Origin of the sequence: Jannaschia maritima (assembly GCF_030973515.1) — a bacterium.
GTDB lineage: Bacteria > Pseudomonadota > Alphaproteobacteria > Rhodobacterales > Rhodobacteraceae > Jannaschia > Jannaschia maritima.
On sequence record NZ_JARGZA010000002.1, the window covers coordinates 38,729 to 58,653 of the forward strand.

General features: G+C 67.9%; 20 protein-coding genes. 10 read left to right on the forward strand and 10 right to left on the reverse strand.

Translation table 11 applies throughout. From position 1 onward, the window contains the following. Positions 1–42: 42 nt before the first annotated feature. The 4 genes from P0084_RS01820 to P0084_RS01835 all read right to left on the reverse strand — a co-directional run bounded on the left by P0084_RS01820 (position 43) and on the right by P0084_RS01835 (position 5,309). Entirely contained in the window at positions 43–1,701 is a 1,659-nt protein-coding gene (locus P0084_RS01820; RefSeq protein ID WP_308915092.1) for an alpha-glucosidase, read from the reverse strand. 16 nt (positions 1,702–1,717) lie between these two features. After that, on the reverse strand, positions 1,718–2,866 hold the full coding sequence (locus tag P0084_RS01825) for a carbohydrate ABC transporter permease (RefSeq protein WP_308915093.1): 1,149 nt from the start codon (positions 2,864–2,866) through the stop codon (positions 1,718–1,720). Continuing rightward, positions 2,866–3,843: a carbohydrate ABC transporter permease gene (locus tag P0084_RS01830; protein WP_308915094.1), complete on the reverse strand. Its 978-nt coding sequence runs from the start codon at positions 3,841–3,843 to the stop codon at positions 2,866–2,868. The genes P0084_RS01825 and P0084_RS01830 overlap by 1 nt, the downstream gene beginning before the upstream one ends. A gap of 104 nt (positions 3,844–3,947) precedes the next feature. Continuing rightward, positions 3,948–5,309 (reverse strand): ABC transporter substrate-binding protein, encoded by a 1,362-nt coding sequence (locus P0084_RS01835; RefSeq protein ID WP_374213576.1) that lies wholly within the window; start codon positions 5,307–5,309, stop codon positions 3,948–3,950. 252 nt (positions 5,310–5,561) lie between these two features. Here P0084_RS01835 and P0084_RS01840 point away from each other — a divergent pair, with 252 nt between their 5' ends. The 9 genes from P0084_RS01840 (at position 5,562) to P0084_RS01880 (ending at position 13,029) form a co-directional block, all read left to right on the forward strand. Continuing rightward, positions 5,562–6,875 carry a GH1 family beta-glucosidase gene (locus tag P0084_RS01840; RefSeq protein ID WP_308915303.1) on the forward strand — a complete coding sequence of 438 codons (1,314 nt, stop codon included), beginning with the start codon at positions 5,562–5,564 and terminating at the stop codon, positions 6,873–6,875. A 54-nt stretch (positions 6,876–6,929) separates the two neighbouring features. After that, positions 6,930–7,901, forward strand: coding sequence for a glucokinase (locus tag P0084_RS01845; protein ID WP_308915095.1), 972 nt, complete (start codon positions 6,930–6,932; stop codon positions 7,899–7,901). Positions 7,902–7,980: 79 nt separating this feature from the next. After that, positions 7,981–8,286, forward strand: a complete 306-nt coding sequence (locus P0084_RS01850; protein ID WP_308915096.1) for an STAS domain-containing protein — start codon at positions 7,981–7,983, stop codon at positions 8,284–8,286. Then, positions 8,283–8,654, forward strand: coding sequence for a response regulator (locus P0084_RS01855; RefSeq protein ID WP_308915097.1), 372 nt, complete (start codon positions 8,283–8,285; stop codon positions 8,652–8,654). The genes P0084_RS01850 and P0084_RS01855 overlap by 4 nt, the downstream gene beginning before the upstream one ends. Beyond that, positions 8,651–10,912 carry a chemotaxis protein CheA gene (locus P0084_RS01860; protein WP_308915098.1) on the forward strand — a complete coding sequence of 754 codons (2,262 nt, stop codon included), beginning with the start codon at positions 8,651–8,653 and terminating at the stop codon, positions 10,910–10,912. Before P0084_RS01855 ends, P0084_RS01860 begins: the two co-directional genes overlap by 4 nt. Next, a complete protein-coding gene (locus P0084_RS01865) occupies positions 10,909–11,445 on the forward strand; it encodes a chemotaxis protein CheW (RefSeq protein WP_308915099.1) in 537 nt (178 codons plus the stop codon). Before P0084_RS01860 ends, P0084_RS01865 begins: the two co-directional genes overlap by 4 nt. Further along, positions 11,442–12,290: a CheR family methyltransferase gene (locus P0084_RS01870; protein WP_308915100.1), complete on the forward strand. Its 849-nt coding sequence runs from the start codon at positions 11,442–11,444 to the stop codon at positions 12,288–12,290. The genes P0084_RS01865 and P0084_RS01870 overlap by 4 nt, the downstream gene beginning before the upstream one ends. Then, positions 12,281–12,667: a response regulator gene (locus P0084_RS01875; RefSeq protein WP_308915101.1), complete on the forward strand. Its 387-nt coding sequence runs from the start codon at positions 12,281–12,283 to the stop codon at positions 12,665–12,667. The genes P0084_RS01870 and P0084_RS01875 overlap by 10 nt, the downstream gene beginning before the upstream one ends. Then, complete coding sequence (locus P0084_RS01880) at positions 12,664–13,029, forward strand: hypothetical protein (RefSeq protein ID WP_308915102.1); 366 nt, start codon at positions 12,664–12,666, stop codon at positions 13,027–13,029. Before P0084_RS01875 ends, P0084_RS01880 begins: the two co-directional genes overlap by 4 nt. 16 nt (positions 13,030–13,045) lie before the next feature. Here the strand turns inward: P0084_RS01880 and P0084_RS01885 are convergent, their stop codons facing one another. After that, the gene (locus P0084_RS01885; RefSeq protein WP_308915103.1) at positions 13,046–14,872 is read right to left on the reverse strand and encodes an ABCB family ABC transporter ATP-binding protein/permease; all 1,827 of its coding nucleotides are present in this window, start codon (positions 14,870–14,872) and stop codon (positions 13,046–13,048) included. A gap of 37 nt (positions 14,873–14,909) precedes the next feature. Beyond that, positions 14,910–16,904: a LysM peptidoglycan-binding domain-containing protein gene (locus P0084_RS01890; RefSeq protein WP_308915104.1), complete on the reverse strand. Its 1,995-nt coding sequence runs from the start codon at positions 16,902–16,904 to the stop codon at positions 14,910–14,912. 94 nt (positions 16,905–16,998) lie between these two features. Between P0084_RS01890 and P0084_RS01895 the strand changes: the two genes are divergently transcribed. Further along, complete coding sequence (locus P0084_RS01895; protein ID WP_308915105.1) at positions 16,999–17,541, forward strand: LOG family protein; 543 nt, start codon at positions 16,999–17,001, stop codon at positions 17,539–17,541. Here the strand turns inward: P0084_RS01895 and P0084_RS01900 are convergent. The 4 genes from P0084_RS01900 to P0084_RS01915 are packed head-to-tail and all read right to left on the reverse strand — an operon-like array spanning position 17,538 to position 19,828. Further along, positions 17,538–18,008, reverse strand: a complete 471-nt coding sequence (locus tag P0084_RS01900; RefSeq protein ID WP_308915106.1) for a host attachment family protein — start codon at positions 18,006–18,008, stop codon at positions 17,538–17,540. The two genes, P0084_RS01895 and P0084_RS01900, sit on opposite strands and share 4 nt — an antisense overlap. After that, the gene (locus tag P0084_RS01905) at positions 18,005–18,241 is read right to left on the reverse strand and encodes a hypothetical protein (RefSeq protein WP_308915107.1); all 237 of its coding nucleotides are present in this window, start codon (positions 18,239–18,241) and stop codon (positions 18,005–18,007) included. The genes P0084_RS01900 and P0084_RS01905 overlap by 4 nt, the downstream gene beginning before the upstream one ends. A 55-nt stretch (positions 18,242–18,296) precedes the next feature. Further along, the gene (locus P0084_RS01910; protein WP_308915108.1) at positions 18,297–19,232 is read right to left on the reverse strand and encodes a metallophosphoesterase; all 936 of its coding nucleotides are present in this window, start codon (positions 19,230–19,232) and stop codon (positions 18,297–18,299) included. Next, positions 19,229–19,828, reverse strand: a complete 600-nt coding sequence (locus P0084_RS01915) for a superoxide dismutase (protein WP_308915109.1) — start codon at positions 19,826–19,828, stop codon at positions 19,229–19,231. Before P0084_RS01915 ends, P0084_RS01910 begins: the two co-directional genes overlap by 4 nt. Between the last annotated feature and the right edge of the window lie 97 nt (positions 19,829–19,925).

Sequence of the window (19,925 nt, forward strand, 5' to 3'; positions counted from 1 at the left end):
TCCATTCCTCCCGTTATGCGCGTCCGGCCTGCCGGTCGCTGGTCACGCCGCACGCAGTATCGTGTAGCCCCAGGGCCCAAGGGCGACGTCCGTATCCTCCGACGCGGGTTCCGCGCCGCCGATGCCCGTCACGGGCGCCCACCCCCCGCCCGCCGGTAGGTTCACCCGGGTGTCCCCCCCGCCCAGGTTGAAGGCGCAGAAGATGCGTTCGCCCCCGCCTTTGGGATCGACTCGCATGAAGGTCAGGAGGTCGCCGGTCGCTTCCGTCGCGATCTGCGGACCCGTCTGAAGCACGGGCATGTCCCGGCGCATGCCCACGACGGCGCGGTAATGGTGCAGCAGCGCGTCGTCACGACGTTCCTGCAAGGCCACGGCGTCGTTCAGGTGGTCGGGCGACACGGGTAGCCAGGGCTTCGCTTCGCTGAACCCGCCGTTGGTGTTCGACGCTTCCCAGACCATGGGGGTGCGGCAGCCGTCGCGGCCCGCGAATTCCGGCCAGAATTCTATCCCATAGGGATCCTGTAGATCCTCGTAGGCGACCTTCGCTTCCGCCAGGCCTAGTTCCTCGCCCTGATACAGGCATACGGATCCGCGCATGGCGTGGATCAATGTCGCGAAGCAGCGGGCGCCGGACTCGTCCAGGTTCCATCGGGTGCGGTGGCGCGTGACGTCGTGGTTGCTGAACGCCCAGCATGGCCAGCCATGGGGTGCGACGTCGTTCAGGTGCGCGAAGACCTCCACCACCCGCTGGGACGTCAACGGGTCCCAAGATAGGAAGTCGAACGCATAGCACATCTGAACGCCGCGCCCTTCGGCGGTGTACTCACCCAGAAGTTCCATCCCCCGCTGGGCGTCGCCCACCTCGCCCACGGCGGCGGCGCCGTACTCGTCCAGAAGCGCACGGAACCGGGCGAGGAAGACCAGGTTCTCCGGCCGGTTCTTCGAGTAGACGTGTTCCTGATGATTGTACGGATTGACGCTGGGCGCGATCTGCGCGTTCCGGCGTTCGGGGGGAAGCGCGGGGTTGTCGCGCAACTGGTCGTCCGCGAAGTAGAAGTTGATCGTGTCCAGCCGGAACCCGTCCACGCCGCGGTCCAGCCAGAACCGCGTCACGTCGAGAAGCGCCTCCTGCACCGCCGGATTGTGGAAGTTCAGGTCGGGCTGCGACACGAGGAAGTTGTGGAGGTAGTACTGCGTGCGGCGCACGTCCCACTGCCAGGCCGTTCCGCCGAAGATCGACAGCCAGTTGTTCGGCGGCGTTCCATCGGGCTTCGGGTCGGCCCAGACGTACCAGTCCGCGCGCGGATTGGTCCGGTTGCGACGCGATTCCTCGAACCAGGGATGGGCGTCGGAGGAATGGGACAGGACGAGGTCGATCATCACGCGGACGCCCAGACCGTGCGCCGTCTCGATCAGGCGATCGAAGTCCGACAGCGTCCCGAACATCGGATCCACGTCGCGGTAGTCGCTGACGTCGTAGCCGAAGTCCTTCATCGGAGACGTGAAGAAGGGGCTGATCCAGATCGCGTCCACCCCGAGCGCCGCGATGTAGGGCAGGCGCTGCGTGATGCCGTTCAGGTCACCGATCCCGTCGCCGGTCGTGTCCTGATAGCTGCGGGGATAGACCTGATAGATCACCCCGCCGCGCCACCACTCGGCCGACGGGTCGGCCGAGATGCCCGTGTCTGGTATCGCGCTCATGCGTCTGGCCCTGCCGCTACTTGACCGATCCGGCCAGAAGGCCGCGCACGAGGTAACGCTGCATCGTGAAGAAGACGACAAGGGGCACCGCGATCGAGACGAAGGCCGCTGCGGCAAGAATGCCCCAATCGCCGCCCCGCGATCCCAGCAGGTCGTCGGCGATCTTCACCGTCATCACCCAGGATTCGCTGTTCGACGGCAGGAACACCTTGGCCACCAGAAGGTCGTTCCACGTCCAAAGGAACTGGAAGATCGCGAAGGATGCCAGCGCCGGGAAGGACAGCGGGAGGACGATCTTGGTGAAGACCTGGAAGTCCGTCGCGCCGTCGACCTTTGCGGATTCGATGATGTCGCGTGGGAGCCCCACCATGTAATTGCGTAGCAGGTAGATCGCGAGTGGCAACCCGAAGCCCGTATGCGCGAACCAGATCCCGTAGAACGACTGGCCGATACCGATCTCGTTGTGGAACTGGAGCATCGGCACCAGGGCCAACTGGAGAGGCACCACCAGCAGCCCCACGACGATGGCGATCAGCGCGCCCCTGAACGGGAAGTCCATCCACGCGAGCGCATAGGCCGCGAAGGCGGCGATCAGGATCGGGATGATGGTCGCCGGGATCGTCACCGTGAGCGTGTTAATGAAGGCAACGTCCATTCCCGCCGAGGTCAGGATCGTCTCGTAGTTGGTCGTCGTGAAGTTCGGTGGCACCTCGCTTCCGAAATAGATCGTGGGCGCTCGGCGCGGTTCCTCCTCCGCCGGGTCGACGTATCGGAAGTCGCCGTTCGTCTCGACCGTCAGGGTGCGGCCGCGGACTAGCTCGCCCGTGGTACCGGGCTCGAAGGCGTTGGGTTCGGCACGGCGTCCGCCGAAGGCGGTGACCTCGCCCGATCCGCCTTCGCCGAACAGGTTCCCCTCGATCACCCAGCCTTCCGGGGTCTGCTCGAACTCCCCATCCGCGCCCACCGCGAAGTTCTGCTCCACCGGGAAGGGAGCGTTCCACCAGCCGGATGCGGTGATGGCGTCCCGGTCGCGGAAGGACGACACCAGCAGGCCGATCGTCGGCACGAGCCACAGGACGACCAGGAAGACGACGGACAGGTTGGTGACGATGGACAGGCCCGAACGCCCGCCCGCGATGCCGTCGTCGTCGGATGCAGCGGCCATCAGCGGACCTCCTTGCGGGCTTGGACGATGTTCCAGATCATGACGGGAAGGACGATGATCATGATGACGAAGGCCACCGCGGTCGCGCGCCCGTCGTCGCGGAACATGTATTCCATCATGTAGCTCGGCAGGATCTGCGTACCGAAGTTGCCCCCCGTCATCGTGTAGACGATGTCGAACACCTTCAGCACCAGGATGGTGATGGTGGTCCAAACCACCACGATCGTGCCCATGATCTGCGGGATCTTGATGCGGAAGAAGATCTGGACCGGCGTCGCGCCGTCGATGATCGCGGCCTCCACCGTCTCCTCCGGGATGCCGCGCAGGGCGGCGGACAGGATGACCATGGCGAAACCGGTCTGGATCCAGATCAGGATGACCATGAGGAAGAAGTTGTTCCAGAACCCGACCTGCATCGGGTCGAGCGGCGACAGACCGATGATGTCGCGCATCGCGTTGATGATCCCGATCTCCGGGTCGACGGCATAAACGAACTTCCAGATCAAGGACGCGCCCACGAAGCTGATGGCCATCGGCATGAAGATCAGCGACTTGGCGATGTTGCCCCAGGACAAGCGGTCCGTCAGCTGCGCGACCAGCAGGCCCAGGAACGTCGCCGACGCGGGGACCACCAGCACCCACAGCATGTTGTTGAACAGCGCCGTCCGGAACTCCGAGTCGCCGAACAGCTGGGCGTAGTTGCCGAAGCCCACGAAGTCCGTTCCGGCGCGGTTGAACAGCGAGCGCCAGAAGCTGCCGAAGACCGGATAGACGAGGTAGAGACCCAGCGCGAGCATCGCGGGTAGCAGGAACAGCCATGGCCGCACGGCGTTCGCGCGGTTGATGTTGCGCCCCGCCTCCGGCCCCTTCGCCGGGAAGATGAACCGGTCCAGCACGAAGTTGGCGGACCAGAAGTAGCCGATGCACCCACCGACGCCGATGATGACCGTCAGGATACCCTGCAAAAGTGGCGACATGGACCGTTCCTCCCCCGTGTCGGTCGTCGGATGGGACGCCCGCGCCTCCTCCGCGCGGGCGTGTGGCCCCCGCCGTCAGGCGGGGGCCGGGATCGCACGGGCGATCAGTTCAGCGCGTCCCAGCGGTCCTGGATGCCGGCGGCCACGTCCTCCGCGGAGGCGCCCGTGACGTAGTCGACCATGCCCGTCCAGAACGCGCCCGCGCCGATCTCGCCCGGCATCAGGTCGGAGGCGTCGAAGCGGAACGTCGTGGCGTCCTGCAGGATCTGGCCCTGCGCGCGCTGGCTGTCCTCCTGGTATGCATCCAGGTTCACGCCGCCGTGGGCGGTCAGGAAGCCGCCCTGCGCCATCCACATCTCGTGCGCGATCGGAAGCTTCATGAACTCGATCAACGCGTTCGCCCCCTCGGACGGATCGGTGATCGCGAACAGCGTGCCCGCGCCCAGGACGGGCGAGCCCAGGTCGTTCGCCTCGTAGGCCGGGAAGTAGAAGAAGTCGACGTCCTCGCCCACGACCGTGCCTTCCGGGAAGAAGGCGGGGATGAACGAAGCCTGACGATGCATGTAGCAGTCGGGCGGGATCGCGAACAGGCCGGCCGGGCTGTCGCGGAAGTCGGTGGAGGCCACCGCCTGCGAGCCGCCGGACACGTAATCCTCGTTCTTCGCGAAGTAGCCGAACTCTTCGATCGCGGCGACGACCTCGGACGCGTCGAACGACATCTCGTTGCTGACCCAGGCATCGTAGACCTCGGGCGGCTGCGTGCGCAGCATCATATCCTCGACCCAGTCGGTCGCAGGCCAGCCGGTCGCGGCGCCCGATCCCAGGCCGATGCACCAGGGCGTGCCGCCATCCGCGACGATCTGGTCGGTCAGCTCCTTCAGCTCCTCCATCGTTTCGGGGATGTCGTAGCCGTTCTCGTCGAAGGAGGCCGGATTGTACCACACGAGCGATTTGAGATCGACGCGATAGAACATCCCGTACAGGTCCTCCTCGCCGTCTTGCCCCTCGAACGTGGCGAGGTCGACCCAGGACTGTCCAGCGGAGAAGTTCTCGGACACCCATTCGGCGGTGCCATCGGGAAGCGGCGTCAGCAGCCCCTGCGACGCCATGTCGGCCGCCAGGCCCGGCTGCGGGAAGACCGCGAGGTTGGGGGCCGAACCCGCGCGCGCGGAGATGACGATGTCCTGCTCGAAGCTGTCGGACCCCGAATAGTTCACGTCCGCGCCCGTCGCGTCGGCGAAGAAGGCCATGATGACGTCGAACTTCGCCTTCTCGTCCCCCGTCCAGGGACCCGTCACGGTCACCGACTGCCCCGACAGGTCGTTCGCTTCCGCGAAGGCGTCGTAGCCGGCCCAGTCCAACGGTCCCTCGCCCGGCGTGAACACGGCGGTGTGGCCGTCGGCCAGCGCGGGTCCTGCCAGCAGGAGCGTCATCGCGGTGCCGGCGGCAAGTCTATTCAAGATCATGTATCCTCCCTGCGGCCCGGTCTGCGGGCCGTCTTCGCGTTCGATGGCCGCCACGTCCGATGCGCGACGATCCGGCGCGACGACGATGAAACCGTCACGTTATGAATCGTTTGAAGGGCACCGGTGCATCAAAGTCAACGGCCCTACCGTCCTCCCCCCTTACGTGGTCCGATTCGCTGGCGTATCAGGCCGCCCGACCGGATCAGACCCACCGTCAGGAGCCCGACCATGCGAGACCAACCGACGCCCGCGTTGTCGGTCACCCGGGCGGACTTCCCGGCGGGCTTCCTGTTCTCGACGGCCACGTCGGCCTACCAGATCGAGGGGCACGGCTTCGGCGGGGCCGGCCGGACGCACTGGGACACGTTCGCGCGCAGGCCGGGCGCGGTCCTGAACGGCGACGACGGCGCCGTGGCCTGCGACCATTACCACCGTTGGCCGGAGGATCTGGACCTCGTGCGGGACGGCGGATTCGACGCCTATCGGTTCAGCACGTCCTGGGCGCGGATCATGCCCGACGGCCGGTCGCTGAACCCCGAAGGGTTGGCGTTCTACGACCGCCTGGTGGACGGGATGCTGGACCGTGGGATCAAGCCCATGGCGACCCTGTACCATTGGGAGCTACCCCAAGCCTTGTCGGACAAGGGCGGCTGGACCGCGCGCGATACGGTCCTGCGCTTCGCCGACTTCACTGAGGTGGTGGCACGCAAGCTGGGCGACCGCCTCCACTCCGTCGCCCCGGTGAACGAACCGTGGTGCGTGGCATGGCTGTCGCACTACCACGGCCATCACGCGCCCGGACTGTCGACCCTGCGCGACGGGGTGCGCGCGATGCACCACGTCGCGCTGGCCCACGGCATGGCGGCGGCCGTCCTGCGCGACGAACGGGTGCCCAACGTCGGCGCGGCCACCAACTTCGAGGCCGCGTTGCCTGCGACCGACCGCGAGATCGACATCGCGGCGGCCGAACGGTTCGACGGTATCTACAATCGCTGGTTCCTCGGCGCGATGTTCCGGGGCGCGTATCCCGACGACGTGCTGGAGGGTTTCGGCGACCACATGCCCGATCGCTGGCAGGACGACATGGCGACGATCCACCAGCCGCTCGACTGGTTCGGGATCAACTATTACACATGCAACCGCGTCATCGACACCGGGGGCGAATGGCCCGCGTTGGGGTCGGTCGTGGGCCCCCTGCCCAAGACGGACATGGGGTGGGAGATCTATCCCCAGGGTCTGACCGACCTGCTGGGCTGGATCGCGCGGGATTACACCCAGGAAACGCCCCTCTTCGTGACGGAGAACGGGATGGCCCACGCCGACGTCCCCGGCGCGGAGGACGCGGCCCGCATCGACTTCCTCGATCAGCATCTCCAGGCCTGCCTGAAGGCGATCGAGACGGGGGTGCCGCTGACGGGCTATACGGCCTGGTCGCTCCTCGACAACTTCGAATGGGCGTTGGGCTACGAGAAGCGGTTCGGGTTGATCCATGTCGACTACGACACTCAGGCGCGGACGCCGAAGGCCAGCTATCACGCCATGGCGCGGGCGTTGACCGACGGCTGACTGGGCGTGCCGGGCCGCTTGCCCCCCGGCCCACCGCCGCCTAGGGAACCGATCATGGACGACCGACCCTTCCTCGTTGCCGACGTGGGTGGCACGAACACCCGCGTCGGGTTGGCGCGCGGACGCGACGTCGATCCCCGAAGCGTCCGTCGCTACGCGAACCGCGAGTTCGCGAACCTCGGCCCGGTTCTGCGCCGCTATCGCGACGAGACGGGTGGCCCGTCGCCGAAGGGCGCCTGCATCGCGATGGCGGGGCCCGTCGCGGACGGAGTGGCTCACCTGACCAACCTGGACTGGTCCATCGACATCACCGCGCTGATCGAAGCGACGGATGCGGGCTCCGGCGCGATCCTGAACGACCTGCAGGCCCAGGGGCATGCCCTGGGTCATCTGGCATCCGGTTCGGTCCGCACGGTCTGCGACGGTCCCAGGCGGGAGGCGGCCCCCCGGCTGGTGATCGGGGTCGGCACGGGGTTCAACGCGGTCTCCGTCTACGACGCCCCGTCCGGACGCATCGTCCCCGCGAGCGAGGCAGGTCATGCGAACCTGCCGATCCGCACGGAAGCGGAACTGCGGCTCTGCACGCATCTGTCGACGGCCCACGGCTTCGCCGCGGTCGAGGACGTGCTGTCGGGACGCGGCCTCGAGCGGGTGTACCATTGGCTGGCGCTGGAAGCGGGCGCAAGCGACGAGCGTCGTGCCGCCGACATCATGGCGGACCTGGACACCGATCCGCGCGCCCGTGCCGCCCTTCGCCTGTTCGTGAGCATGCTGGGACGGGTGGCGGGAAACCTCGCGCTGATCCATCTTCCCTTCGGCGGCATCGTCCTCGTGGGTGGCGTGGCCCGCGCCGTGTCCGGACATCTGCGCGAGATGGGCTTCATCGATTCGTTCCGGGACAAGGGGCGTTTCGCAGGCTTCATGACGAACTTCGCGATAGATGTGGTCGAGGACGATTTCGCCGCCTTGACGGGCTGCGCGGCCCACCTGACCGACATCGCCGCGCAGACCGACGGAAGCGAATGACGCCGGGTTCCGCGCGTCCCTAACCTCGCATTAACATTTCGGCTGCTAGGCCCCTTCCGACACCACCGGAAGGACGAGCATGACCGCGAAGGCCGACACCGCCGATCCCGGCCCCGACGCGACCGCAACGGTGATCCTGCCGGAGCGCGTCGATCTGCGTACCGCATCCGGCGTTGCCGCCGAGATCAGGGACGCGGGCGACGAGGTGACGATCGATGCGAACGGCGTGGGCGTACTGACCTCGGCAGGCCTCCAGGTCCTTCTGTCGGCGTTGCAGGACGGACGACGCCTGCGCATCGCGAAGCCATCGAAGGCCTTTCTGGACAGCGCATCCCTTCTTGGGGTCACCATGGAACGCTTCGAACCGACGGGAAGACACGCATGAAGGTCCTCGCGATAGACGACAGCCGCACCATTCGCGATCTGGTCAACCTGACGCTGACGCGCGAGGGTTTCGACGCGGTCCTCGCCGACGATGGGCAGCACGGCATCGAGACGCTCGCCGACATGGCAGAGCCGCCCGATGCCATCCTGACCGACATCAACATGCCGCGGATGGACGGCTTCGGATTCATCCGCGAGGTGCGCAAGCAGAACGCTTATGACGGGATCCCGATCTTGGTCCTGACCACCGAAAGCGCGAAGGAGATGCGGACCCGCGCCAGGGAAGCCGGGGCGACCGGCTGGATCGTGAAGCCCTTCGATCCCGCACGCCTCGTGGGTGCGCTGCGCACGGTTACCGGTCTCCAATGAGCGATCCGATGGAGGCCATCCGGCAGGCGTTCTTCGAGGAATGCGACGAACTGCTGGACCAGCTCGAGGAAGGGCTGCTCGCGTTGCAGGACGGCGCAGGAGACGGCGATACGATCGGCGCGGTCTTCCGCGCCGTACATTCGATCAAGGGCGGCGCCGGGGCGTTCGCGCTGGACGTGCTGACCGACTATGCGCACGCGTTCGAGAACGTTCTGGATCAGGTTCGGTCGGGGACGCTGGCACTGGATCAGGACGTCGTGATGGTGCTCCTGCGGGCCGCGGACGTGCTGGCGGACGTGGCCCGGGCTACCGCTCGGGACGAAGTACCGGATGCCGGCGCGATCGCGGCCGCGAAGGCCGAACTGTCCTCACTCGACCCGAACGGCGGCGCCGCATCCGCACCACCCGCGGCGGAGCCGGTCTTCGCGCCGCTCGCGCTCGACGGGCTCGATGATCTGCCGGACCTTCCGGATCCGGAGGGGGCGCCCGATGACGATGGGCCGACACCCGCCTTGCCGACCGGTGCTGTGCGGGATTGGACGATCGACTTCGAACCCCTGCCCGGCCTGCTGACCAGCGGCAACGAGCCGCTCTACTTCTTTCGCTCGCTGGCCGTGCTCGGCGAGTTGCGCGTGTCGTGCGACACGACCGGTCTGCCTGGCCTCGACCGGCTCGACCCGTCGGACCTGATGCTGCGGTGGCGGGTCCATTTGATCCCCACGGCATTCGATCTGACGCGCACCGAGATCGAGAACGTCTTCGACTTCGCCGAAGGCCTCTGCCACCTGAAGATCGTGGAGGGAACCCCTGCGCGCGACGATACGCTGCCCGAGCCGATCGCAAACCCCGCGATCGACCCGACGACGTCGGCACCGCCGCCGCCGTCCGTTCCGTCCCCCGACCCGACGGCGGCCCCGCGACCCGAGTCCGCTGGCGCGGTGCAGCTCGGTCCGCTACCGCAAGCCGCCGTGGTGCCCCTGCCGCCCGCGGCGGGCACATCCGCGCGCCCCGTCGCGAAGAAGCCCGGCACCGGCGTCAATCCCTCCGAGATGCGCGCGAAGCCTCAGTCCACCAGTGTCCGCGTCGATCTCCAGCGCGTGGATGACTTGGTGAACCTCGTCGGCGAGATCGTCATAGCGCAGGCCATGTTGTCGCAGATCGCCTCCGAGCCGGCACGGCACCAGGAACTCGTCGGCACGCTCGACAGCCTCAACCAGTTGACGCTGGAAGTGCAGGATAGCGTCATGGCCATCCGCGCCCTGCCGGTGAAGCCGCTGTTCCAGCGCATGTCCCGCATCGTGCGCGAGGCCGCGCAGATGACGAGCAAGGACGTCCGCCTGACCACGTCGGGCGAGGACACGCAGATCGACAAGACGGTGATCGAACTGCTGGCCGATCCGTTGACGCATATGATCCGAAACGCGGTCGATCATGGCCTGGAGGAACCGAAGACGCGCAAGGCGGCGGGCAAGGCCGCCACCGGCACCATAACCCTGTCCGCGGCGCAGCGGTCCGATCGCGTCCTGGTCGAGATCGCGGATGACGGGGCGGGCATCGACCGCGCGAAGGTCCTGGCGAAGGCGCGCGAGAAGGGGCTTATCGAGGCGGACACGAACCCGGAGCCGGCCGAGATCGACCGCCTCCTGTTCCTGCCCGGCTTCTCGACCTCCGATCAGGTATCGGAACTGTCGGGGCGCGGCGTTGGCATGGATGTCGTGAACCGCGCGATCCAGGATCTGTCGGGCACCATCGCGATCCAGTCCGATCCGGGCAGAGGGACGAAGCTAACCGTCAGCTTGCCGCTGACCCTCGCGATCCTGGATGGAATGATCGTCTCGTGCCGTGGCGAACGATACGTGCTGCCGCTGGCATCCATCGTCGAGACGCAGATCCTCGAGGGATCGAAGATCGAAGGCGTGGCGGGCGGCGGGCAGGTCGTGCTGATGCAGGACCACATGGTCCCGATGTTCGACCTGGGCCTGTTGCTGGGCCGCCCCTATGTCGGTGTCGTGGAGGAGGAGCGTACCGTCCTGCTGATCGAGCCCGGCGACGGCGCGCCCTTCGCCCTCGTGGTCGACGGCATCGAATCGCAGCGCCAAGTCGTCGTGAAGGGCCTGGGCGAGAGCGTCGGCCGCATTCCCGGCGTGTCGGCGGCGACGATCCTCGGCGACGGTCAGGTCGCCCTCATCCTCGACGGCGTGGGCCTGCAGATGCTCGCCCGTCGATCGCACGCAAAACCCGAAAGGCTCGCCTCATGAACGCCAGCGCCGCCGCCGCAATCGATTCCGTCCCCGCGCCGTCGGCCGCGGGCAATGCGGACATACAGGGACGGGTCGAGTACCTGACCTTCCTGACGCATGGAAAGCGGTTCGCCGCGCCCATCACGGAGGTTCGCGAGATTCGGAACTGGTCAAATCCGACTTCCCTGCCCCATGCCCAGTCCCACCTGCTGGGGGTCGTCAACCTGCGGGGCACCGTGCTGCCCGTCGTCGATCTGGCGATGCGCCTTGGCATGGGTCCCACGGAGCCGGCCCCTCGGAACGTCTTCGTCGTGGTCGAAGTCGACGACCGTCCGGTCGGCCTGCTGGTGGAAGCGGTGGCCGACATCGTCGCTCCCGGACCCGACGACCACCAACCCCTGCCCGAATCGAGCGCGGAGGTGTCGGACCTCATCGCGGGGTTGATCCTAGCGGACGAGGGCATGATCCAGGTCCTGCAACTCTCCGCGCTTCAGCCGACCCGGCACGAGATGGGGGACGCGGCCAAGACCCGCGTCGAGGAGGCGAATTGATCGCGCTGGACGAGCCCACGTTCCGCCGCATCGCCACCGTCCTGCACGACGAGGCCGGCATCCACCTTCAACCGTCGAAGGCGGCGATGATCCGCGCCCGCTTGCGGCGGCGCCTGCGGATGCTGGGCCTGACGGACTATGCGGACTACTGTGACCTGCTCGATGCCGCCGGCACCGCCGGATCATCGGAACGCCGGGAGTTGGTGAACGCGCTGACGACGAACGTGACCGGCTTTTTTCGCGAGCCCCACCATTTCGACGCGATCGCGGCCGATGCCCGCGCGCGGATGCATCACCAGATCGAACGTCCCTACGGCCTCTGGTCGGCCGGGTCGTCCGACGGTTCGGAAGCCGTATCCGCGGTGCTGGCCATCGCGGAAGCGGTTCCGACCCTCGACCCGAAGCGGCTACGTGTCCTGGCCACCGACATCGACGACGAGGCCATGGCCGCCGTCGCGCGGGGCCGGTACCCGGGGACGGCCCTGCCGCCGGATCGGACGGTCCGCCATGCCGGGGCGCTCGACCAGCACACCGATGGCACGTTCGGCCTCGCCGCGCGCCTGCGCCCGTGCATCGAATTGCGTCGCCACAACCTGGTGGGCGACCGGCCGGTGCAGGCCCAGTTCGACGTCGTCCTGTGCCGTAACGTGATGATCTACTTCGACGATGCGACGAAGGCCCGCGTGCAGCGCGACCTGATCCGCGCCGTCCGGCCCGGCGGCATGCTCTGCCTCGGTCACAGCGAGCGGCTGCTGAAGGGCGAGCCGGGGGAACGGGACATGCAGCGGATCGGGACGACCTGTTACCGCCGCGACGATTCGGGGAGAAGCCTGCGATGTCAGTGAGGGACAAGCTGCGCGTCCTCGTGGTGGACGACACCTCGACGAGCAGGGGGCTGATCCTGCAGGCGCTCGACGGGTTCGGCGTGCGCCACGTCGAATACGCGGAGGACGGCGAGAAGGCGCTCGAGAGCCTCGGCCGGCGCCCGGTCCACCTGATCATCTCGGACTATAACATGCCGAACATGGATGGGCTGCGCCTGCTCCATGCGGTGCGCAGCAACGCCGCGACCGCGAAGACGGGCTTCCTGCTGATCTCGGGCCGGGCCGATGACGCCCTGCTGGAAGCCGGCAAGAAGCTTCGCATGAACAACTTCCTGACCAAGCCCTTCCAGCCCAGCGACCTGCGCGCCGCCGTGGAATCGGTCGTCGGTCGGCTATGACGCGCAACGGGGGCACCGCGACGGCGGGCGGCGGGCCGGGCGATCCCGAATGGGACGCCTCCTTCTGCATTGCCCTGTCCGACGAGGCGCTGGACCTGACCTCCCAGCTGCGATCCCTCCAGGACGACCTTTCGGAGATCCCCGGCACGATGATCCCCGACCACATGGTGCAGACCGCTCAGGCCCTGGACCGGGTGTGTCAGACCTTGGAGGACATGAGCGCGATCTTCGCGCGGCTGGCCCACGCCCCGCCGCTGGCCGATGCGGTCGCCGTCGCCAGCCAGGAAACGCTGCGCCATCGCCTCCTGTCGCCGATGGAGCGCAGCGGCGCGTTGGACACGGGCGCCGTGGAACTGTTCTGATCGTCGCTACGCGGCCCTAGGCCGCCTCGCCCTCCTCCGCCTCGGCAGCCTGGCGATGCCACATCGCCGCATAGCGGCCGTCCCGAGTCAGCAAGGTGTCATGCGTGCCTTCCTCGACGATCACTCCGCCTTCCAAGACGACGATGCGATCGGCATCGACCACCGTGGACAGGCGGTGCGCGATGGTGATGACGCTGCGACCGCGGGACATCAGGCGGAGCTCGTTCTGGATGTCGCGCTCCGTCTCGGTGTCCAGCGCACTCGTGGCCTCGTCGAGCACCAGGATCGGCGGGTCCTTCAGAAGGGTCCGCGCGATCCCCACCCGCTGCTTTTCGCCGCCGGACAGCTTCAGTCCGCGCTCGCCTACGGCCGTCTCGTAACCCTGCGGCAGGGACCGGATGAACCCGTCCACCTTGGCTGCGCGGGCCGCGGCCTCCACCTCCGCGAAGGACGCGTTCGGTCGTCCGTACGCGATGTTGTAGCGCAGCGTGTCGTTGAACAGGACGGTGTCCTGCGGCACGACGCCGATCCTGGCATGCAGGCTGTCCTGCGTCACGTCGCGCACGTCCTGGCCGTCGATCAGGATCGCCCCGTCCGTCACGTCGTAGAAGCGGAATAGAAGGCGCCCGATCGTTGACTTGCCGGACCCCGACGGTCCCACCACGGCGACCGTCTGCCCGGCCTCGACGACCAGATCGACCCCCTGCAGGATCGGACGCTCCGGGTTGTACCCGAAATGGACGTCGCGCAACTCGATGCGGCCACCCGTGACGCGCAGAGGTGCCGCCCCCGGCCGGTCGGCGATCTCCGTGGGCTGCTCCAACAGGCCGAACATCTCGCCCATATCGACCAGGGCCTGGCGGATCTCGCGGTACACCGTGCCCAGGAAGTTCAGCGGCATGGTGATCTGGATCATGTACGCGTTGACCATCACGAAGTCGCCGACCGTCAGGTCGCCCGCCTGCACGCCCATCGCGGCCATGACCATCACCGTCACCAAGCCGGTCGTGATGATGATCGACTGCCCGACGTTCAGAAACCCGAGGGAATAGGCCGTTCGCAGGGCTGCCCTTTCGTATCCCTCCATCGCGGAGTCGTAGCGCGCTGCCTCCCGCGCTTCCGCACCGAAGTACTTCACGGTCTCGAAGTTCAGCAGGCTGTCGATGGCCTTCTGGTTCGCATCGGTGTCCTGCTCGTTCATGGCCCGCCGGATCGCCACCCGCCATTCGGTCACCCGGAACGTGAACGCCACGTAGACGACGATCGTGACGACCACGACGGCAGTATAGCGCCAGTCGAAGGCGAGCAGCAGCACGACCGCGATCATGACGAGTTCCAGCATCAGCGGCCCGATGCTGAACAACAGGAACCGAAGGAGGAAGTCGACCCCCTTCACGCCGCGCTCGATGATCCGCGACAGGCCGCCGGTCTTGCGCGTCACGTGATACCGCATGGACAGCCGGTGCATGTGCGTGAACGTCTCGGACGCGAGACGGCGCAGCGCCCGCTGGCCGACGGGTGCGAAGACGACGTCTCGCAACTGCTGGAACCCGATGGTCATGGCCCGCGCCAGGCCATAGGCGACCGTCAGGGCGACGGCCCCCGCGCCGAGCGCCCAGGCCGGGGTCGCCGTCTGCGGCGTCAGGCCATCGACCGCGGCCTTGTACAGGAACGGCGTGGCGACCGCGATGATCTTCGCCAGGAACAGCGCCGCGAAAGCGAGGACGACCCGGCGCTTCACCCATCCCTGCCCATCGGGCCAGACATAGGGGGCGACACGCCGTACGATGGACACGCCCGATGCTTCGCCGTCGGGCCGATCATAGGTGATGGGGGGGCTCATCCGCGACACCTAGGGGGTGGCGGCCGGTTCCGCCACCTCACTCGATGCGCGAACCGGGGCTGCGTGGAAGCGCGAAGACCTGGCCCGGATAGATCAGGTCCGGATCCCGGATCAGATCGCGGTTCGCTTCGAATATCTGAACGTATTGGAGGCCGTCTCCGAACCAGCCTTCCGATATGGCCCACAGGGTGAAGCCCGGCTGCACTGTGATCGCGCTGATCCCCGCCGCCCGGGCGGCGCGCGCGAGGTCGGGGGCGCTTCGCTGGAACGGCGTTTCCAGGCGGGACGCGACTCCCCCGCTCGCGTCGACCGCATCGATGCGCAGCGTGTACACCCCTTCCGCCACCCCCGGCAGGGGCGAGGACCACACGCCGTCGTCCGGTACTCGAATCGTTCCCACGGATCGATTGTCAAGATAGACGCGCAACTCGCTGTCGGGCGATGCGGTCCCGGTCAACCGGACGTCGCCCGTCGCATCGTAGCTGATCGCGTCGAGGCCCAACGTTTCGGCCACCTGCGGGGGGCGGTCCGCGCGCGTCAGCAGCGTGACCCCATCGGGGCCCGTCCGGAACAGGCGCGGCGCGGGCGGATCGGCACGGGCGGCCAGTTGCGCATCACCATCGGGCAGAGATGCAGGCGCGGTGGTGATCGGCGGCGCATCCGCTGCGATGGGTGCATCGGCATCACCGACCGGGCGCGGCGGCCGGCCCGGCAGGCCGCCCGGCCGGGCAGCGATCGGTGCGGCGGGCCCGGCCCCGGGTACCTTCGCGACACCACGATCACGGGAGGGCACTTCGCCTGGGGAAACGCGCTGATGGAGCACGCCGACGGGGGGGGACGCGATGCCCACGACGGGCGGAGCCTGCGAGGTCTCGTTCGCCTCGTCCCCCGACGGCCCGACGGACGGTCCGCTTGGATCGGTTTCACCATCCCGCACCGTCGGCGCCGCGTCCGACGCTTCCCCCGGGTTGCGTTCCAGCGCAGCGATCACGACCTCGTCTCCCGCCAGGGTGGACCCGTCAGCGGGCCGATCACGTGCGTTCGGCGTTCCCACGTCGGGATCAGCCGCGTCATCGTCCGAGTTATCGATCAATGGGCCGTTCGCGACCGAAGCGCCATTCGTCCCGTCGCCCGCGACGGATGCGATGGCCGCTGCCAGGCGGGAACCGGACAGGGTTGGTTGTCCCGTCGCGTCGTCCGACTTCGTTCCCGGGACGGAGCGTGAAGCGTCGGACGTGGCTATGCCGTCACGTCCACTCGCGATGTCCACCGATCCACGGACAGGGTTCGGGACGTCGACAGCATCCCCTGGTTCCGTGACCCGGGGGGGACCCACCGGCTGTCCATCACCCGTCGCCCCCTCGACGGCACCGGTTGCGGGGTCGGACGGCGGTAGCTCTCCTCCCTTTGCTCGATCCCACGCTTCGACGGCATCGGCCATGCGCGTCGTGCCGTCATCGTCCGCCTCGCCGTCACGGTCGGCGCGCGACTGTCGCGGAGCGACGATGATGCCTCCGCGCGACGGCGTCACCGCGCCGGCCCGATCCTCGGCCTCGACTGTCAGCAGCATGGGCACGCCGGTATCCGGTACGTCGAGAAACGCGACGAAGTTGCCCTGTCCGTCCGCGGTGGCGCGCGCGACCGCCTGGCCATCGACGCGCAGCGTGACCGACTGCCCTCCGGGGGCGCGCCCCGCGACGACCCCGGCCCCGTCGCCTTCCACCCGGACCAGATCGAAGCTCGGCGCGGCGGTGGGGATCGCGGGCGTCGCGGGCGGGTCGACCCTCCCGTCCGGCCGGTTCACCGCGTCCGACGTCTCCGGTCCGTCCTCATCGTCGTGCGCTGCGGTCGCATCCCCGGAGGCCGCGGCGATCGGCTCCCGATCGCCGGACACGCGGTCCAGGCGATCGGCCGGGACCACGGCGACCGCGTCCACCGACCCCGCCTCGTCGTTCGACAGAACCGCGAGCACCACGAGCGCGACCGCGAAGGCCGCCGCCGCGCCGAGCGCTATGTTGTTGCCCTGCGTCATTCCCGCTCCCTGCGCGGCCCTGAGCTTTGGTGCAAGGAATAACCGTCACTACCGTTAGCGTCAAAAGACGCTCCTATCGTCCCCGGAGGACCCGATGACATTCCGATCCGTATGCGTCTATTGCGGGTCCCGCGACGGGGCCGATCCGGCCTTCGCCTCTGCCGCGAACGACCTAGGAGAAGGCATCGCCGCTCGGGGCTGGCGGCTGGTCTATGGTGCAGGGGACGTAGGGCTGATGGGCCGGGTGGCCCGCCGTGTGCAGGCGGCGGGTGGCGATACGTTCGGCGTGATCCCCCAGCATCTGCTGAACCGCGAGGTCGGAAAGCGCGATCTCGCGCGCTTCGTGGTCACCGAGACGATGCACGAACGCAAGAAGGTGATGCTGATGAACGCCGATGCGGTCGTCGTGCTGCCCGGCGGCGCCGGCACGTTGGACGAGTTCTTCGAAGTGCTGACGTGGCGCCAGTTGGGACTGCACGACAAGCCCATCGTGCTGCTGAACGTCGCCGGTTACTGGGACGGCTTGACCGCGGTCCTGGAAGGGATCGTCGCCCGGCGCTTCGCCGAGCCATCGTTGACGTCCCTGTATGCGACGGCCCCCGATGCGGGGGCCGCGCTGTCGCTGCTGAAGGGTTAGGCGGCCGCCGGAGATCCGTCGTCGAGATCGTTCTTCACGATCTCCTCGATCTCGTGAAGCTGGTGGTTGGTCAGCGTCTTGTCGATCGTGGCGATCAGCTTCTCCGCGACCTCCTTGTGCATCTCGTCGCGCACCACGCCCAGCACCTGGGGCGAGGCGACCAGCACGAGGTGATCGTACTTCCCGGCATGCGCCATCTTGTAGAGGCGATCCGCCAGATCGGACGCGAACCGCTCCTTCTGCAACTCGTGGAAGTCCGTCTCGTCGTAGGCGTAGGTCCGGGGGCCCGTGCTTTCCGACTGGCGACCGCGGCGGTTCGCGGTCTGCTCGCGGTCGGGCGGGTTGTCCTCCGTTTCCTTGTCGACGACCTGCAGATGGGGATCCTCGTCGTCGGTCCGATTCACCAGGAACAGGGCCTTCTCGCTGTCGGCCACGACCACCAGCGTGCCGTTGCGCAGCTTGGTCATCGCTTCGGCCCCCCGGCGTCGTTGACGTCCTCGTTCTCCTCGTCGTGCTTCTTGGTCACGCGGGTCACGCCGCGGGCGCCCTGCGTGGTCGCGCGCATCAGCGCGTCCTCCGTGCCGACGTCCCGGGCGACCTCGCCCCCCGCCCGGCCCTGGTGGCTGGGCGTCTCGGGCATGCCTTCGATGAAGGCGTCGGTGTCGCGGGTTCCGTCTTGGGAGCGGTAGCGCTCGGCCATGGGATCTCTCCGTTTGCAGGTTCGGGATCCGAACGCCCGGCATACGTCCCGGTTCCTAGGACGATCCATCGGTCGCACCGCCAGCGATGTCGATCGTCACGACCTCGGGCACGACGCCGAACCGCACCGGCAGTCCGGAACAGCCCAGCCCGCTCGACACGACGAGGTCGCGATCGCCCTCGCTGACATGACCTCGCGCGTATCGCGCACCGTGGCGGGACGGCACGAACGGCACCCATGGCCCGAACCGGATCTGCCCTCCATGGGTGTGGCCGCTGACCGTCAGGTCCACCCGCAGCGGCACGCGCGGAAAGACATCCGGTTGGTGGGCGCACAGGATCACGGGGGTTCCGTCGTCGGGGACGCCACCCAGGGTGGCGTCGAGGTCGTCCAGTCCAATGCGTCCCTCCGGACGGTGGAGGGCGCGCTGATCCCCAAGCCCCGCCACCCACAAGGCCCTGTTCCTCACGGAAAGGCGGGCGGCGTCGTTGTGCAGAACGCGGATGCCGTGCCGTTCCAGCATCGCGCCCATGCGCACGGGTGGAGCCCCCCGGGCTTGCGCCGCCGGGTCCTGCGTCCAGTCGTGGTCGCCCAGCACGGCAACGACGCCCCCCGGTGCCGACAGGCCGGACAGGAGCGAGGCGATCCGGTCCGTCCAAAGGCGGGGCCACGTGCCGACGTGATCCGCCCGATAGTCGCCCAACAGCAGCACGACGTCCGGGGCCTGCGCATTGGTCAACGCGACGATGCGTCGGATGCGCGCCGCGACCATATGGGGGCCGCCGGCATGCAGGTCCGCCACGACGGCGACGCGGACGTCGTGGCCCCGCGGCCATCGCGGCAGGGTCAGGGCATAGCGCTGCACCCGCAGGCGCCGGGGCTCGACGAGCAGCGCCCAGAGCGGTCCGACCACGGTCAGCCCGAACAGCAGGCCCGCCGCGACGGCGCGGCCCCCCGGACGCAGCCGCGGCCAGGGGATACCCAGCGTCACATGCGGGACGCCACGTTTTCCCAATCGACCAAGTTGTCCAGGAAGTTCGTCAGATAGGCGGGCCGCTTGTTGCGGAAGTCGATGTAGTAGGAATGCTCCCACACGTCGCAACCCAACAGCGCGGTCTGTCCGAAGCAGAGTGGGTTCACACCATTCTCGGTCTTAGTCACCTTCAGCGACCCGTCGCCGTCCTTCACCAACCAGGCCCAGCCGGAGCCGAACTGCCCGGCGCCGGCGGCCGAGAATTCGGACTTGAACGCGTCCACGCTGCCGAACGACTCCGCCAAGGCGGACTCCAGTTCGGATGGCATCGCGCTGTCGCCAGGACCCATCATCTCCCAGAACTGGTTGTGGTTCCACAATTGGCTGATGTTGTTGAAGATGCCGTTCTGCGCCACGGCGCCGGACTGATAGGTGCCCGTCACGATCTCCTCCAGCGACTTCCCGTCCCATTCGGTGCCCGCGATCGCCTTGTTGCCGTTGTCGACATAGGCCTTGTGGTGGAGGTCGTGGTGGTACTCCAGCGTCTCGCGGGACATGCCCTTGTCGGCCAGCGCGTCGTGGGCGTACGGAAGGTCGGGAAGCTCGAAGGCCATGGCAGGCTCCTGTTCGTTTGGCTGTTCCACCCTCCATGTCGGGCCCGGGGCCGGGGCGTCAAGAGCACTGGGCCGCAAGCCCCCGGTGCGATCCCGG

Bases quoted from the DNA above. Each gene is read 5' to 3' on its own strand.
- P0084_RS01820 (WP_308915092.1), bottom strand. From the start codon at position 1,701: ATGAGCGCGATACCAGACACGGGCATCTCGGCCGACCCGTCGGCCGAG.
- P0084_RS01825 (WP_308915093.1), bottom strand. From the start codon at position 2,866: ATGGCCGCTGCATCCGACGACGACGGCATCGCGGGCGGGCGTTCGGGC.
- P0084_RS01830 (WP_308915094.1), bottom strand. From the start codon at position 3,843: ATGTCGCCACTTTTGCAGGGTATCCTGACGGTCATCATCGGCGTCGGT.
- P0084_RS01835 (WP_374213576.1), bottom strand. From the start codon at position 5,309: ATGATCTTGAATAGACTTGCCGCCGGCACCGCGATGACGCTCCTGCTG.
- P0084_RS01845 (WP_308915095.1), top strand. From the start codon at position 6,930: ATGGACGACCGACCCTTCCTCGTTGCCGACGTGGGTGGCACGAACACC.
- P0084_RS01850 (WP_308915096.1), top strand. From the start codon at position 7,981: ATGACCGCGAAGGCCGACACCGCCGATCCCGGCCCCGACGCGACCGCA.
- P0084_RS01855 (WP_308915097.1), top strand. From the start codon at position 8,283: ATGAAGGTCCTCGCGATAGACGACAGCCGCACCATTCGCGATCTGGTC.
- P0084_RS01860 (WP_308915098.1), top strand. From the start codon at position 8,651: ATGAGCGATCCGATGGAGGCCATCCGGCAGGCGTTCTTCGAGGAATGC.
- P0084_RS01865 (WP_308915099.1), top strand. From the start codon at position 10,909: ATGAACGCCAGCGCCGCCGCCGCAATCGATTCCGTCCCCGCGCCGTCG.
- P0084_RS01875 (WP_308915101.1), top strand. From the start codon at position 12,281: ATGTCAGTGAGGGACAAGCTGCGCGTCCTCGTGGTGGACGACACCTCG.
- P0084_RS01880 (WP_308915102.1), top strand. From the start codon at position 12,664: ATGACGCGCAACGGGGGCACCGCGACGGCGGGCGGCGGGCCGGGCGAT.
- P0084_RS01885 (WP_308915103.1), bottom strand. From the start codon at position 14,872: ATGAGCCCCCCCATCACCTATGATCGGCCCGACGGCGAAGCATCGGGC.
- P0084_RS01890 (WP_308915104.1), bottom strand. From the start codon at position 16,904: ATGACGCAGGGCAACAACATAGCGCTCGGCGCGGCGGCGGCCTTCGCG.
- P0084_RS01895 (WP_308915105.1), top strand. From the start codon at position 16,999: ATGACATTCCGATCCGTATGCGTCTATTGCGGGTCCCGCGACGGGGCC.
- P0084_RS01900 (WP_308915106.1), bottom strand. From the start codon at position 18,008: ATGACCAAGCTGCGCAACGGCACGCTGGTGGTCGTGGCCGACAGCGAG.
- P0084_RS01905 (WP_308915107.1), bottom strand. From the start codon at position 18,241: ATGGCCGAGCGCTACCGCTCCCAAGACGGAACCCGCGACACCGACGCC.
- P0084_RS01915 (WP_308915109.1), bottom strand. From the start codon at position 19,828: ATGGCCTTCGAGCTTCCCGACCTTCCGTACGCCCACGACGCGCTGGCC.